17 protein-coding genes are annotated in these 14,720 nt (G+C 71.2%); 1 reads left to right on the forward strand and 16 read right to left on the reverse strand.

What is annotated here, in order from left to right; all coding sequences use genetic code 11:
* Positions 1-3: 3 nt before the first annotated feature.
* Genes rplB through rpsJ form a run of 5 tightly spaced genes read right to left on the reverse strand, consistent with a single transcriptional unit; the run spans position 4 to position 2,787 of the window.
* The gene (gene rplB / locus AYX06_RS05720; protein ID WP_017833299.1) at positions 4-843 is read right to left on the reverse strand and encodes a 50S ribosomal protein L2; all 840 of its coding nucleotides are present in this window, start codon (positions 841-843) and stop codon (positions 4-6) included.
* A 30-nt stretch (positions 844-873) separates the two neighbouring features.
* Positions 874-1,179: a 50S ribosomal protein L23 gene (gene rplW, locus AYX06_RS05725; RefSeq protein WP_047803923.1), complete on the reverse strand. Its 306-nt coding sequence runs from the start codon at positions 1,177-1,179 to the stop codon at positions 874-876.
* A complete protein-coding gene (gene rplD, locus AYX06_RS05730; protein ID WP_062734955.1) occupies positions 1,176-1,799 on the reverse strand; it encodes a 50S ribosomal protein L4 in 624 nt (207 codons plus the stop codon). Before rplD ends, rplW begins: the two co-directional genes overlap by 4 nt.
* 6 nt (positions 1,800-1,805) lie before the next feature.
* Positions 1,806-2,462: a 50S ribosomal protein L3 gene (gene rplC, locus AYX06_RS05735; protein WP_047803921.1), complete on the reverse strand. Its 657-nt coding sequence runs from the start codon at positions 2,460-2,462 to the stop codon at positions 1,806-1,808.
* Positions 2,463-2,478: 16 nt separating this feature from the next.
* On the reverse strand, positions 2,479-2,787 hold the full coding sequence (gene rpsJ, locus AYX06_RS05740) for a 30S ribosomal protein S10 (protein ID WP_003803825.1): 309 nt from the start codon (positions 2,785-2,787) through the stop codon (positions 2,479-2,481).
* Positions 2,788-3,294: 507 nt separating this feature from the next.
* Between rpsJ and AYX06_RS05745 the strand changes: the two genes are divergently transcribed.
* On the forward strand, positions 3,295-3,678 hold the full coding sequence (locus AYX06_RS05745) for a VOC family protein (protein WP_062734956.1): 384 nt from the start codon (positions 3,295-3,297) through the stop codon (positions 3,676-3,678).
* Between the two features lie 81 nt (positions 3,679-3,759).
* Here the strand turns inward: AYX06_RS05745 and tuf are convergent, their stop codons facing one another.
* From tuf to AYX06_RS05800, 11 genes are all read right to left on the reverse strand, one after another.
* Positions 3,760-4,950 (reverse strand): elongation factor Tu, encoded by a 1,191-nt coding sequence (gene tuf / locus AYX06_RS05750; protein WP_062734957.1) that lies wholly within the window; start codon positions 4,948-4,950, stop codon positions 3,760-3,762.
* Positions 4,951-5,109: 159 nt separating this feature from the next.
* Complete coding sequence (gene fusA, locus AYX06_RS05755) at positions 5,110-7,224, reverse strand: elongation factor G (RefSeq protein WP_062734958.1); 2,115 nt, start codon at positions 7,222-7,224, stop codon at positions 5,110-5,112.
* Between the two features lie 69 nt (positions 7,225-7,293).
* The gene (gene rpsG, locus AYX06_RS05760) at positions 7,294-7,764 is read right to left on the reverse strand and encodes a 30S ribosomal protein S7 (protein WP_047803917.1); all 471 of its coding nucleotides are present in this window, start codon (positions 7,762-7,764) and stop codon (positions 7,294-7,296) included.
* Entirely contained in the window at positions 7,764-8,138 is a 375-nt protein-coding gene (gene rpsL, locus AYX06_RS05765) for a 30S ribosomal protein S12 (RefSeq protein WP_062734959.1), read from the reverse strand. Before rpsL ends, rpsG begins: the two co-directional genes overlap by 1 nt.
* A gap of 315 nt (positions 8,139-8,453) precedes the next feature.
* Positions 8,454-9,266 carry an IclR family transcriptional regulator domain-containing protein gene (locus AYX06_RS05770; RefSeq protein WP_062734960.1) on the reverse strand — a complete coding sequence of 271 codons (813 nt, stop codon included), beginning with the start codon at positions 9,264-9,266 and terminating at the stop codon, positions 8,454-8,456.
* A gap of 67 nt (positions 9,267-9,333) precedes the next feature.
* Positions 9,334-9,981 (reverse strand): 3-oxoacid CoA-transferase subunit B, encoded by a 648-nt coding sequence (locus AYX06_RS05775; RefSeq protein ID WP_062736905.1) that lies wholly within the window; start codon positions 9,979-9,981, stop codon positions 9,334-9,336.
* 85 nt (positions 9,982-10,066) lie between these two features.
* A complete protein-coding gene (locus AYX06_RS05780; RefSeq protein WP_062734961.1) occupies positions 10,067-10,759 on the reverse strand; it encodes a 3-oxoacid CoA-transferase subunit A in 693 nt (230 codons plus the stop codon).
* A 46-nt stretch (positions 10,760-10,805) separates the two neighbouring features.
* The gene (locus AYX06_RS05785) at positions 10,806-11,999 is read right to left on the reverse strand and encodes a thiolase family protein (RefSeq protein ID WP_062734962.1); all 1,194 of its coding nucleotides are present in this window, start codon (positions 11,997-11,999) and stop codon (positions 10,806-10,808) included.
* A 65-nt stretch (positions 12,000-12,064) separates the two neighbouring features.
* A complete protein-coding gene (gene pcaC / locus AYX06_RS19670; protein ID WP_062734963.1) occupies positions 12,065-12,496 on the reverse strand; it encodes a 4-carboxymuconolactone decarboxylase in 432 nt (143 codons plus the stop codon).
* Entirely contained in the window at positions 12,493-13,320 is an 828-nt protein-coding gene (locus AYX06_RS05795; protein ID WP_062734964.1) for an alpha/beta fold hydrolase, read from the reverse strand. The genes pcaC and AYX06_RS05795 overlap by 4 nt, the downstream gene beginning before the upstream one ends.
* A complete protein-coding gene (locus tag AYX06_RS05800; protein WP_062734965.1) occupies positions 13,317-14,477 on the reverse strand; it encodes a lyase family protein in 1,161 nt (386 codons plus the stop codon). Before AYX06_RS05800 ends, AYX06_RS05795 begins: the two co-directional genes overlap by 4 nt.
* Between the last annotated feature and the right edge of the window lie 243 nt (positions 14,478-14,720).

Raw genomic sequence — 14,720 nt, forward strand, 5'->3', positions numbered from 1 at the left:
TCCTTAGCGCTTGTTCTTGCCGGTGCGACGACGGCGGACGATGAGCTTGTCGCTCTCCTTGTTGGGGCGGCGGGTGCGGCCCTCGGGCTTGCCGTTCGGGTTGACCGGGTGGCGGCCACCGGAGGTCTTGCCCTCGCCACCACCGTGCGGGTGGTCGACGGGGTTCATGACCACACCGCGGACGGTCGGGCGGACGCCCTTCCAGCGGTTGCGGCCGGCCTTGCCCCAGTTGATGTTCGACTGCTCGGCGTTGCCGACCTCGCCGACCGTCGCGCGGCAGCGGACGTCGACGTTGCGGATCTCGCCGGAGGGCAGGCGCAGCTGGCCGTACTTGCCCTCCTTGGCCACGAGCTGCACCGACGCGCCGGCGGAGCGGGCGAGCTTGGCGCCGCCGCCCGGACGGAGCTCGACGGCGTGGATCACGGTGCCGACGGGGATGTTGCGCAGCGGCAGGTTGTTGCCGGGCTTGATGTCGGCGCCGGGGCCCGACTCGACGACGTCGCCCTGCGACAGCTTGTTGGGCGCGATGATGTAGCGCTTGGAGCCGTCCACGAAGTGCAGCAGCGCGATGCGCGCCGTGCGGTTGGGGTCGTACTCGATGTGCGCGACCTTGGCGTCGACGCCGTCCTTGTCGTGGCGACGGAAGTCGATGACGCGGTACTGGCGCTTGTGCCCGCCACCCTTGTGCCGGGTGGTGATGCGGCCGGTGTTGTTCCGGCCGCCCTTCTTGGGCAGCGGCCGGACCAGCGACTTCTCGGGGGTCGTGCGCGTGATTTCTGCGAAGTCGGCAACGGAGGAGCCGCGACGGCCCGGGGTTGTCGGCTTGTGCTTACGGATAGCCATGTGTCAGTTCCTCGTTAAAGTGGTCTCCGCTCAGGCGAGCGGACCGCCGAAGATGTCGATGGTGCCTTCCTTCAGGGTCACAACGGCACGCTTGGTGCCCTTGCGCTGACCCCAGCCGAAGCGCGTGCGCTTCCGCTTCCCGGCACGGTTGATGGTGTTCACGGTCTCGACCTTGACGCCGAAGATCTGCTCCACGGCGTACTTGATCTCCGTCTTGTTCGAGTCGGGCGCCACGAAGAACGTGTAGCGGCCCTCGTCGATGAGACCGTAGGACTTCTCCGAGACGACGGGTGCAATGATGACGTCGCGGGGATCCTTGATGGTGGTCGCGCTCACTTGGCGTCCTCCTGCTTCTTCTTGCCGGCGGCCGCCACGAAGGACTCGAAGGCGTCCTTGGTGAAGACCACGTCGTCGGAGACCAGCACGTCGTAGGTGTTGAGCTGGTCGGCGTAGACGGTGTGGACGTCGTCGAGGTTGCGCACCGAGAGCGCGGCCACGTCGTCGTTGCGGTGCAGCACGACCAGCAGGTTCTTCCGGTCGGTGAGCCCGCGCAGGGTCGCCATGGCGCCCTTCGTGCTGGGGACGGAGCCCTCGACGACGGCCTCCACGACGTGGATGCGGCCGTTGCGCGCCCGGTCCGAGAGGGCTCCGCGCAGCGCGGCGGCCTTCATCTTCTTGGGCGTGCGCTGGCTGTAGTCGCGCGGGGTCGGCCCGTGCACCACGCCGCCGCCGGTCATGTGCGGGGCGCGGATCGAGCCCTGGCGGGCGCGGCCGGTGCCCTTCTGCTTGAAGGGCTTGCGGCCGGCGCCGGAGACCTCGGCGCGGTTCTTGGTCTTGTGCGTGCCCTGGCGGGCGGCCGCCAGCTGGGCGACGACGACCTGGTGCAGCAGCGGCACGTTGGTCTGGACGTCGAAGATCTCAGCGGGCAGGTCGACGTTGACGGTCTGAGTTGCCATGGCCTATCAGGCTCCCTTCACTGCGGTGCGGACGAGGACGACCGAACCCTTGGGGCCCGGCAGGGCGCCCTTGATGAGCAGCAGGGAGTTCTCGACGTCCACGGCGTGAACCGTGAGGTTCTGCGTCGTGTGACGGACGGCGCCCATGCGGCCCGCCATGCGCATGCCCTTGAACACGCGAGCGGGGTAGGACGCGCCGCCGATGGATCCCGGCTTGCGGTGGTTCTTGTGGGCGCCGTGGGACGCGCCGACGCCGGAGAAGCCGTGACGCTTCATCACACCGGCCGTGCCCTTGCCCTTGGTCTTGCCGATGACGTCGACCTTCTGGCCGGCCTCGAAGAGCTCGACGGAGAGCTCCTGGCCCAGCTCGTAGGTGTCGGCGTCCGCGGTGCGGAGCTCGACGACGTGGCGGCGGGGGGTGACGCCGGCCTTCTCGAAGTGGCCGGCCAGCGGCTGGGTCACCTTGCGGGGGTCGATCGCACCGAACCCGATCTGCACGGCCGAGTAGCCGTCCCGGTCCTGGTTGCGCAGCTGGGTCACGACGTTGGAGTCCGCCTTGACGACGGTCACCGGCACGAACTTCCCGTTCTCGTCCCAGACCTGGGTCATGCCGAGCTTGGTGCCCAGCAGGCCCTTCACCTGGCGTTCGAAAGTGGTAGTCATTGGGATGCGATCCTCTTTACAGCTTGATTTCGATGTTCACGTCAGCCGGCAGGTCGAGGCGCATGAGCGAGTCGACGGCCTTCGGCGTGGGGTCGATGATGTCGATCAGCCGCTTGTGGGTGCGCATCTCGAAGTGCTCACGGCTGTCCTTGTACTTGTGCGGCGAGCGGATGACGCAGTACACGTTCTTCTCCGTGGGCAGCGGCACGGGGCCGACCACCGTGGCGCCTGCGCGCGTCACCGTCTCAACGATCTTCCGGGCCGAGACGTCGATGACCTCGTGGTCGTACGACTTCAGCCGGATGCGGATTTTCTGTCCCGCCATGGCGTCGTGACTCTCTTTCTTCAAGTACTTCCCTGTGACGGAGCATGTGCTCCTTGTGCATGGCGCCGCCTGCTGGGCGCCCCTCCACGCAGACTGAATCCGGAATCCTCCGGGTTCCTCACCCTGCTGGAGCTCCGACCCCCGAACTCGGGCGTGTCGCCGCGTGCAGCACACGCGGGCGCACCGAATCCGCTGAACGGGGTGGGCTGTATGTGGTCCGTACGTGGCAGCGTCTCGGGCAGCTGGCCCTCGGTTCTGCTTCGGGTCCCGACGACTTCTCGGGTGGTGCCGGTTCGAACCGCTGAGAGCACACGTCGGCGCTTGAACAACGTCGTCCATCCTGCCAGAGATGGGCACCCGGTGCAAACGCACGCGGGCCCGCACCGCCCCGCCGGCGCCCGGGCGTACCCGACCGTGCCGCAACCGTGAGGGTTCCGCGACCCGCGCCGGCGGGGGCGGCCGTATCCTGGCCGTGTCCGCGCACCGACGTCCGGGGAGATGGTTCCCATGCTGTCCACCACGCGACTGGTCGCGATCGTGCCCGTGCGGGACCTCGACCGCGCCCGGAACTTCTACGAGCAGACCCTCGGCCTCTCCCCCGGCGACGCCCCCGACCCGGAGGGCGTGCTGTTCAGCGACGACGGGCACACCGGTCTGCAGCTGCTGCTGCGCCCGGACGCGCCCGTGTCGGAGCTGACGCAGGCCAGCTTCGAGGTCCCCGACGTCGAGGCCGCGGTCCGGGAGCTCGAGGGCCGGGGCGTGCGCTTCGAGGACTACGACCTCCCCGGCCTGCGGACCGTGGACCACGTGGCCACCGCGGAGGGGATGCGGGCCGCCTGGTTCACCGACTCCGAGGGCAACATCCTGTGCCTGCACCAGCGGACCGGCTGAGCCGGCCCCGGACATGGCAGGACCCCCCGCCGCTGCTCGAGCGACGGGGGGTCCTGCTGATCGGCAAGGAGCCCGGAGGGACTACTTGATGATCTTGGTGACGCGGCCGGAGCCCACGGTGCGGCCACCCTCGCGGATGGCGAAGCCGAGGCCCTCCTCCATGGCGATCGGCTGGATCAGCGCGACCGTCATCTCGGTGTTGTCGCCGGGCATGACCATCTCGGTGCCCTCGGGCAGCGTGATGACGCCGGTGACGTCGGTGGTCCGGAAGTAGAACTGCGGACGGTAGTTCGAGTAGAACGGGTTGTGACGGCCGCCCTCCTCCTTGGAGAGGATGTAGACGTTCGCCTCGAAGTCGGTGTGCGGGGTGATGGAACCCGGCTTGCACACGACCTGGCCGCGCTCGACGTCGTCACGCTTGAGGCCGCGCAGCAGCAGACCGCAGTTCTCGCCCGCCATGGCCTCGTCCATCTGCTTGTGGAACATCTCGATGCCGGTGACGGTGGTCTTCTGGACCGGGCGGATGCCGACGATCTCGACCTCGGAGTTGATCGGCAGCGTGCCACGCTCGGCACGGCCGGTCACCACGGTGCCGCGACCGGTGATCGTGAAGACGTCCTCGATCGGCATGAGGAACGGCTTGTCCATCTCGCGGACGGGGTCCGGCACGTTCTCGTCGACGGCCTCCATGAGCTCCTCGATCTTGGAGACCCACTCGGCGTCGCCCTCGAGGGCCTTCAGGGCCGAGACGCGCACGACCGGGGCGTTGTCGCCGTCGAAGCCCTGGTCGGAGAGGAGCTCGCGCACCTCCATCTCGACGAGGTCCAGCAGCTCCTCGTCGTCGACCATGTCGGACTTGTTCAGGGCCACCAGCAGGTAGGGGACGCCCACCTGGCGGGCGAGCAGCACGTGCTCGCGGGTCTGGGCCATGGGGCCGTCGGTGGCGGCGACCACGAGGATGGCGCCGTCCATCTGCGCCGCACCGGTGATCATGTTCTTGACGTAGTCGGCGTGGCCCGGGGCGTCCACGTGAGCGTAGTGACGCTTCTCCGTCTGGTACTCGATGTGCGCGATGTTGATCGTGATACCGCGCTGCTTCTCCTCCGGGGCGGAGTCGATGGCGCCGAAGTCGCGCTGCTCGTTCAGGTCCGGGTACTTGTCCGCCAGGACCTTGGAGATGGCAGCCGTGAGCGTCGTCTTGCCGTGGTCGACGTGGCCGATGGTGCCGATGTTGACGTGCGGCTTGGTGCGCTCGAACTTGGCCTTCGCCATGGTTGTTCCTCCTAGAACATTTGTCGAAACTTGCTCAGCACTACCCCACCGGGTGTTGGTCGGGGGGAGCTGAGGCACTCAGCAGTACTGAAACCTCTGCAAGTCTACTTTGGCTGTGCGTGATTGATGAAATTCCCGGCCGGGGCCGAGGGGTGGTGCCTACTCGCCGCGGTTCTTCTGCACGATCTCCTCGGCGACGGCCTTCGGGACCTCCGAGTAGCTGTCGAACTGCATCGAGTACACGGCGCGGCCCTGGGTCTTGGACCGGAGGTCGCCGATGTAGCCGAACATCTCCGACAGCGGCACGAGGGCGCTGACCAGCTTGACGCCGCTGACGTCCTCCATGGACTGGATCTGGCCGCGGCGGGAGTTCAGGTCGCCGATGACCTCGCCCATGTACTCCTCGGGGGTGCGCACCTCGACCGCCATGAGCGGCTCGAGGAGCACGGGCTGCGCCTTGCGGGCACCCTCCTTGAAGACCATGGAGCCGGCGATCTTGAACGCCATCTCGGAGGAGTCGACGTCGTGGTACGCGCCGTCCAGCAGCGTGGCCTTGACGCCCACGACCGGGTAGCCGGCGAGGATGCCGAGCCGCATGGCGTCCTGGATGCCCGCGTCCACGGAGGGGATGTACTCGCGGGGCACGCGACCGCCCGTGACCTTGTTGTCGAACTCGTAGAGCTCCTCGGCGTCCAGCGGGATCGGCTCGAAGGCCACCTGCACCTTGGCGAACTGACCGGACCCACCGGTCTGCTTCTTGTGCGTGTAGTCGATCTTCTCGACGGCCTTCTTGATCGTCTCGCGGTAGGCCACCTGGGGCTTGCCGACGTTGGCCTCGACCTTGAACTCGCGCTTCATGCGGTCCACCAGGATGTCCAGGTGGAGCTCGCCCATGCCGCCTATCTCGGTCTGGCCGGTCTCCTCGTTGAGGGACACGGTGAACGTGGGGTCCTCGGCGGAGAGCTTCTGGATCGCGACGGAGAGCTTCTCCTGGTCGCCCTTGGTCTTCGGCTCGATGGCCACCGAGATGACCGGGTCCGGGAAGGACATGGACTCCAGCACGATCGGGTTCTGGAGGTCGCACAGGGTGTCGCCCGTGGTGGTGTCCTTGAGCCCGATGGCGGCGTAGATGTGGCCGGCCTGGATGGTGTCGACCGGGTTCTCCTTGTTGGAGTGCATCTGGAACAGCTTGCCGATGCGCTCCTTCTTGCCCTTGGTGGAGTTCAGCACCTGGTCGCCGTTGCCGGCCTTGCCGGAGTACACGCGGATGTAGGTCAGCTGCCCGTAGAAGGGGTGGGTGGCGACCTTGAACGCGAGGGCGGAGAACGGCGCGGTCGAGTCGACCGGGCGGGTGAGGATCTCCTCCTCGTCGTTGAGCGCGTGGCCCTCGACGTTGGGCACGTCCAGCGGGGACGGCAGGAAGTCGATCACGGCGTCGAGCATCGGCTGCACGCCGCGGTTCTTGAACGCGGAGCCGCACAGCACGGGGTAGGCCTGCGAGTTGATGGTCAGCTTGCGGATGCCGGCCTTCAGCTCGTCGAGGGTCAGCTCCTCGCCGCCGAGGTACTTCTCCATCAGGTCGTCGTCGGCCTCGGCCACGGCCTCGACCAGCTCGTTGCGGTACTGCTCGGCCCGCTCCTGGAGATCGGCGGGGATCTCCTCGATCTCGTACTTGGCGCCCATGGAGACGTCGCCCTTGGAGTCGCCGGGCCACACGAAGGCCTTCATGGTGAGCAGGTCGACCACGCCGGTGAACGCGGACTCGGAGCCGATCGGCAGCTGCATGACCAGCGGCTTGGCGCCGAGGCGGTTGATGATGGTGTCGACGGTGAAGTAGAAGTCGGCGCCCAGCTTGTCCATCTTGTTGACGAAGCAGATGCGGGGGACGTCGTACTTGTCGGCCTGGCGCCAGACCGTCTCCGACTGGGGCTCGACGCCCTCCTTGCCGTCGAAGACGGCAACGGCGCCGTCGAGCACGCGCAGGGAGCGCTCGACCTCGACCGTGAAGTCCACGTGGCCGGGGGTGTCGATGATGTTGATCTGGTTGTCGTGCCAGTAGCAGGACGTCGCGGCCGACGTGATGGTGATGCCGCGCTCCTGCTCCTGCGCCATCCAGTCCATGGTGGAGGCACCATCGTGGGTCTCGCCGATCTTGTGGGAGATACCGGTGTAGAACAGGATGCGTTCGGTGGTGGTGGTCTTCCCGGCATCGATGTGGGCCATGATGCCGATGTTGCGGACCTTCTTGAGGTCGGTAAGCACGTCAAGTGCCACGGTGTTTCCCTTCAGGAGATGGTGCCGGCGGCCTGTCGGCCCGGTGGGGCCGACAGGCCGAAGAAGATTCTACCAGCGGTAGTGGGCGAAGGCCTTGTTGGACTCCGCCATCTTGTGGGTGTCCTCGCGGCGCTTCACGGCGGCACCGAGACCGTTGGACGCGTCCAGGATCTCGTTCTGCAGACGCTCCGTCATGGTGTTCTCGCGGCGGAGCTTGGAGTAGCCCACGAGCCAGCGCAGGGACAGGGCCTGGGCGCGGCCGGGCTTGACCTCCACGGGCACCTGGTAGGTGGCGCCGCCGACGCGGCGGGACTTCACCTCGAGGGCCGGCTTGACGTTCTCCAGGGCCTTCTTGAGGGTGGCGACGGGATCGGCGCCGGTCTTGCCGCGGACGCCCTCGAGGGCGCCGTAGACGATGCGCTCGGCGGTGGACTTCTTGCCGTCCTGGAGGACCTTGTTGATCAGCTGCGTGACGACCGGGGAGCTGTAGACCGGGTCGACGACGAGCGGGCGCTTGGGAGCGGGACCCTTACGAGGCATTACTTCTTCTCCTTCTTGGCGCCGTAGCGGGAACGGGCCTGCTGGCGGCCCTTGACACCCTGGGTGTCGAGCGCGCCGCGGACGATCTTGTAGCGGACACCGGGGAGGTCCTTCACGCGACCGCCGCGGACGAGCACGATGGAGTGCTCCTGGAGGTTGTGGCCCTCACCGGGGATGTAGGCCGTGACCTCGATGCCGCCGTTGAGCTTCACGCGGGCGACCTTGCGCAGCGCGGAGTTCGGCTTCTTGGGGGTGGTGGTGTACACGCGGGTGCACACACCGCGCTTCATGGGGCTGCCCTTGAGTGCGGGCGCCTTGGTCTTGACGACCTTCGGGGTCCGGCCCTTGCGGACCAGCTGCTGGATTGTAGGCACAGTGTCTCCTGATTGGACGGGCCGCGGCAGCGGCCCGCTGGATGGTCGGCTCCCCCGCGACCGGCCGGGGCCGGGAACGGGTGCAGCGCCTGGCGTGGACCCGGCGGGCGGGCACCACGGCGTCCGCGCTGCCGGCACGTGGGCAGACGAAAAGGATGGCATTTTGGTACACACCGCGTACCAGAGGACCGAGTCCGTTCTGCCATTGATTCCCGCGGCCCCCGGCGGCGCTGGTGAGCGCCGGCGGACGACCGTGCAATTCCTCGACAGCCTATCAGACCGGCCCGCCCGGGCGGAACAGGGGGCCGGGCGGGCTCAGCGCCCGGTCGCGGCGAGGTCCGCGGAGATCCGCCGGGCGCACTCGAGCAGGGCCGGGACGACGTCGCGCACGGGGTCCCCCGCGCTGGCCCCGGGCATGCCCACGCGCATGGACACGTTGACGGCCGCGACCACGCGTCCCGTCCGGTCCGTGACGGGGGCGGCGACCGAGCGCAGGCCGATCTCCAGCTCCTGGTCCACGAGCGCCCACCCCTGGGCGCGGACCCGCTGCAGGTCGGCCTCCAGGGCGGCGGGGTCGGTGAGGGTGTGCTCGGTGAGGCGCTCCAGCCGGGCCGTGCGCAGGTACTCGGCGCGCCGCTGGGCGTCGAGGCCGGCGAGCAGGACCCGGCCCATGGACGTGGCGTGGGCCGGGAAGCGGGTGCCGACGGCGATCGCCACGGTCATGATCCGGTGCGTGGACACCCGGGCCACGTAGACGATGTCGGAGCCGTCCAGCACGGAGGCGGAGGTGGACTCCTCGACCTGCGCGGACAGCGCCTCCAGGTGCGGTCCGGCCAGGGCCGGCAGCGACAGCGCGGAGAGGTAGGAGAAGCCCAGCCGCAGCACCCGGGGGGTGAGCTCGAACAGGCGCCCGTCGGTGCGGACGTAGCCCAGCTCCTCCAGCGTCAGCAGGAACCGGCGCGCGGTCGCCCGGGTCAGGCCGGTGCGCCGGGCCACGTCGCTGAGGGTCATGCGGGGGTGCCGGGCGTCGAAGGCGGTGATCACCTGCAGCCCGCGGGCGAGCGACTGCACGAACTGCCCGGGCGCCCCCCGCTCCTCCGCGGGCTCGGTCCGGTCCTGCTCGGTCATCGGTGGCCTCCTCGGAGCCTGGGGCGGGTGCGCGGCGGGCCGCCGCGCACCCGGTGCCGCGCCGTGCTCAGCGGGCGGGCCGGAGCGGGACGTCGACGATCCGCCGGAGCTCCTCGAAGCTCGTGCCGAAGGTCTCGCGCACGCTCACCCCGTCCTCCTCCACGAGGAACACGGCCTGGTCGGTGTAGATCCGGGACACGCAGCCCACGCCGGTGAGCGGCATGGTGCACCGCTCCACCAGCTTGGCCTGTCCTCCCCGGCTCTGCAACGACATCATCACGAAGGTCTGCTTGGCCCCGGTGGCGAGGTCCATGGCCCCGCCCACGGCGGGGATCGCGTCGGGCTTGCCGGTGTGCCAGTTGGCGAGGTTGCCGTGCACGTCCACCTGGAAGGCCCCGAGCACGCAGCAGTCGAGGTGGCCGCCGCGCATCATGGCGAAGGAGTCGGCGTGGTGGAAGTAGGAGCACCCGGGGGTCTCGAGCACGGGGATCTTGCCGGCGTTGATGAGGTCGGGGTCCACATCCTCGCCCTGGGCCGCGGGGCCCATGCCGAGCATGCCGTTCTCGGTGTGCAGGGTGACGTCGTCCTCGGCGGTGAGGTGGTCGGCCACGAGGGTCGGCTGCCCGATCCCCAGGTTGACGTAGGACCCCGCCGGGATGTCCCGGGCCACCACGCGGGCCAGCTCCTCCGGGCGCAGGGGCGTCGCCGACGTCATGGGCACGACGCCCGCGCGGTCCTCGCCCGTGCGGGCGGTCCCGTCCGTGCCGGTGTTCGGGTCCGTGCCGGTGTGCTCGCTCATGTCAGAGCTCCTCTCGGGGGTCGGTCCGGGCCGGGTCGGCGATCCGCACGACCGTGTCCACGTAGATGCCGGGGGTGACGACGACCTCGGGATCGAGCGCCCCGCGGGCGACGACCTCGGTGACCTGCACGATCGAGGTGGTGGCCGCCGCGGCCATGACGGGGCCGAAGTTGCGCGCGGTCTTGCGGTAGACGAGGTTGCCCGCCCGGTCGGCGACGTGCGCCTTGGTCAGGGAGAAGTCGGCCCTGATGGGGTGCTCCAGGACGTAGTGCCGGCCGTCGATCTCCCGGACCTCCTTGCCCTCGGCCAGCGGGGTCCCGTAGCCGGTGGGCGTGAAGAACGCCCCGATGCCGGCCCCGGCGGCGCGGATCCGCTCGGCCAGGTTGCCCTGGGGCACGACCTCGAGCTCGATCTGCCCGGCACGGTACTTCTCGTCGAAGTGCCACGAGTCGGACTGGCGCGGGAAGGAGCAGATGATCTTCCGGACCCGGCCCAGCCCGATGAGCCGGGCCAGCCCGACGTCACCGTTGCCCGCGTTGTTGTTGACGACGGTCAGATCGGTCGCGCCGTGGTCGATCAGCGCGTCGATGAGCTCGACGGGCTGGCCGGCCACGCCGAAGCCGCCGATCATGACGGTGGCGCCGTCGTGGATGCCGGCCACGGCCTGCGCGCAGCTCTCTGCGATGTGCAGCATGCGATGTGCCTTCCTTCGGTGGTCTGTGCGACGCCCGGCCCGGGTCTCAGGCGTTCTCGTTCTCGAGCACGACGGCCAGCCCCTGGCCCACGCCGATGCAGATGGCCGCCACGCCCCAGCGCTGCCCCGAGTCCCGCAGTGACTTCGCCAGGGCGCCGAGGATCCGGGTGCCGGAGGCCCCGAGCGGGTGGCCGATCGCGATGGCCCCGCCGTGCCGGTTGACGATCTCCGGGTCGACGCCCCACGCGTCGAGACAGGCCAGGGACTGGGCGGCGAAGGCCTCGTTGAGCTCCACGGCCGCGACGTCGTCCCAGGTGATGCCGGCGCGCTTCAGGGCCAGGTTGGCGGCCTCCACCGGGGCGAAGCCGAAGTACTGGGGTTCGTTGGCGGCCGCGGCGCGCCCGGCGATCCGGGCCAGCGGCGCCAGGCCGGTGAGCTCGGCGGCCCGCGCGGAGCCCAGCAGGGCGGCCGAGGCCCCGTCGTTGAGCGGGGAGGCGTTGCCGGCGGTCACGGTGCCGCCCTGCTCCGGGGTGCGGAAGACGGTCCGCAGCCCGCCCAGCCTCTCGACGGTGGAGGAGGCCCGCACGGACTCGTCGCGGGCCAGCTCCGTGCCGGGCACCGGGACGGTGAGGTCGTCGTAGAAGCCCTCGTCCCAGGCCTGCTGGGTGCGCTGGTGGGAGCGGAACGCGAACTCGTCCATCCGCTCGCGGGTGATCCCGTGCCGTGCGGCCAGCTGCTCCGTGGCCTCCCCCAGCGAGACCGTCCACGCCGGGTTCATCCTCTGGTTGACCAGCCGCCAGCCCAGCGTGGTGGAGGCCAGGGCCAGGTCCCCGGCCGGGTAGGGCTTCTCCGTCTTCGGCAGCACCCAGGGCGCCCGGCTCATCGACTCGACGCCGCCGACGAGCATCACGTCGGCCTCGCCGGCGCCGATCTGCCGGGAGGCGATGATCGCCGCGTCCAGGGAGGAGCCGCAGAGGCGGTTGACGGTGGTGCCGGGGATCCCCACCGGCAGGCCGGCCAGCAGGGTGGCCATCCGGGCGACGTTGCGGTTCTCCTCGCCGGCGCCGTTGGCGTTGCCGAGGACCACCTCGTCGATCGCGGCCGGGTCCAGCCCGGGGGCGCGCCTCACCTGCTCGCCGATCACCAGGGCGGCCAGGTCGTCGGGGCGCACCCCGGCCAGGGCTCCGCCGAAGCGGCCGAACGGGGTGCGCACGGCGTCGTAGATGTAGGCCTCGGTCATGGGGTTCCTCGCTTGCGTCGGGGCGGGTCGGTCACGGGGTGTCGGGCGGGGGAAGCGGCGGGCGGTCAGGAGGCCGGGGGCACGGCTCCGCCGGCGGCCTCCGCGTCGAGGGCGTCGAGGACCTGCTGGGCGTGCTTGAAGGCGTTGTTGGCGGAGGGCACGGAGAGGTAGATCGCCGACTGCAGGAGGACCTCCTGGATCTCCTCGCGCTCCAGGCCGTTGCGCAGCGCGGCGCGCACGTGCATCTCGAACTCCTCCCAGTGCCCGGCGGCGATGAGCGCGGTGAGGGTGACGGCGCTGCGCATCCTGCGGTCCAGTCCGGGGCGGGTCCAGATCTCGCCCCAGGCGTAGCGGGTGATGAAGTCCTGGAACGGCGCGGTGAACGCGTCCTTGCCGGCCTCGGCGCGGTCCACGTGGGCGTCGGAGAGCACCTCGCGGCGCACGGCCATGCCCTCGGCGTGCGCCTGCTGCTCGGTGCGGCGGGGGTCCTGGCTCATGCTCGGGCTCCTTCGGGGTCGGTGGGAACGGCGGCGAAGTGCCCGGCCAGCAGGCGGGCGACCTCCAGCGGGGCCTCGGCGGGCAGCAGGTGGGCGGCGCCCTCGAGCACCACGGTGCGCCCGCCGGTCGCGGCGGCCAGCTCCGCCACGGCCTCGGGCGGGACCGGCTGGTCGTGCGCCCCGGCCACCGCGAGCACGGGCGCGTCCACGGCGGCGAGCCGTCCGCGGACGTCGAAGGAGCCGAGGGCCTCGCAGACCCGGGCGTAGGAGGCCCGGTCCGCGTCCTGCAGGTCGTGCAGCAGCTCCGTCGCCGCGACCGGGTCGCGCTGGAGGAACCCGGGGGCGAACCACCGCCGGGCCGAGCCCTCGACCTGGGTGGGGGTGCCGGCGGCGGCCACGAGCCGGGCGCGCTCGGCCCAGCCGGCGGGCTCGCCGACGCGGGCGGCGGTGCCCAGCAGGACGGCGGCGCGCACCCGGCCGGGGGCGTCCAGGAGCAGCTGCTGGCCGACGCAGCCGCCCACGGAGTTCCCGGCGTAGAAGAACGGTCGTTCGACCGAGGTCGTGTCCGGGGAGCGGTCCACGGCGGCGAGCACCCCCTGGGCGAGCTCGGCCATGTCGAAGGCCTCCGGGGCGGCCGGCGAGGCGCCGTGGCCGGGCAGGTCCCAGCCGACCACCCGGTAGTCGCCCTCGAGGGCGCGGGCGGTGGCCGACCACAGCGCGGTCACGGAGGTGCCGAGGGAGGGCCCGAGCACGACCAGCGGCGCGTGCGCCGAGGGGGCCGGGCGGTCGGTGAACTCCACGAGGGTCAGGACGGGGACGCTCATGCGGGTGCTCCTGGGGTCGGGCGGGCGGTGGGCGGCGGGCCTCCGGCGGTGCGGCGGTGGCGCTCGAGCACCCGGTCGATCAGCAGGTCGTGGGCGCCGAGGTAGCCGGTGGGCTCCAGGAGCCCGGCCACGGCGGACGCGTCCACCGGCGTCCCGTCGGGCAGGGTGGTGCCCGCGGCGAGCCGGACCAGGGCCTCCCCCAGGGCCTGCCGGTCGGCGGCGTGCTCCCGCACGGCCGCCTGCACCTGCTGGGCACCCGTGCTGCCGTCCGCCGCGGGCGGCAGCAGCGGGGCGAGCGCGGCGCTGATCCGCTCGGCGAGCACCCCGGGGCCGGAGGCCTCGAGGTGGGCCCGCATCCGGGAGGCGTCCACGCTCAGCCCGGCGGTGAGCTCGGCCGCGTGCGAGGACGCCGCGACGGCCAGCCGCGCGAGCTCCCGCAGGGCGGGCCACTCGGCGTGCCAGGCCCCGTCGGGTCGCTCGTCGACGACGGCGGCGGCCGCGACGTGGACCTGGGCCACGAGCTGCGGCGCGGTGAGCGCGGTGCGCTTGAGCAGCACGGACAGCACGGGGTTCTGCTTCTGCGGCATCGCGGAGGACACGCCCCGGCCCGCGGCGGCCGGCTCCCGCAGCTCCCCGAGCTCGGGCCGGGAGAGCAGCAGCACGTCGTTGGCGATCCGGCCCAGCGCCGCGCAGACGGCCGCGAAGGTGTGGGCGGCCCGCAGCACGGGCCGGCGCGTGGTGTGCCACACGTGGGGCGCTAGGTCCAGGCCCAGCTCCTCCGCCCAGGCCCCGGCGAGGTCCAGGGCCTGCTGCGCTGCCTCCGGGGCGTGCGGGAAGAGGGCCACGGTCCCGGCGAGGGTGCCGGCGGCCCCGCCGCAGGCCAGCGGGGGCCGGGCGAGCTCGGCGAGGTCCTCCTCGAGGTCCTGCAGCCCGGCGAGCCAGCCGGCCGCCTTGAGCCCGAAGGTGGTGGGCAGGGCGTGCTGGGTGAGGGTGCGGGCGGCCTGGACGGTGCCGCGGTGCTCGTCCGCGAGACGGGCCAGGGCGTCCTGGGCAGCGCGCAGGTCCCGGGCGAGGGGCTCGGCGGCGCGGCGGACGACCAGCATCATCGCGGTGTCCATGACGTCCTGGCTGGTCAGCCCGCGGTGGACGAAGCGCACCGCGTCCGGGTCGAGCTGCCCCAGCCGGCGGCGGTAGTCGGCCAGCAGCGGGATGACCGGGTTGCCGCCGCCCTCGGCGCGCCGGGCCAGGTCCGCGGCGTCGTAGTCCTCGGCCCGGGCGGCCGCCCGGGCCGAGGGACCCAGGCGGCCTCGGCGTCCAGCAGCGCCTGGAGGACCGCGGTGTCGTCCGTGGCCGCGGCGCCGCGGTGGGCCCCGGGGCTGAGCAGCCCGACGTCGGTCATG

Source organism: Kocuria turfanensis, from assembly GCF_001580365.1.
Taxonomy (GTDB): Bacteria; Actinomycetota; Actinomycetes; order Actinomycetales; family Micrococcaceae; genus Kocuria; species Kocuria turfanensis.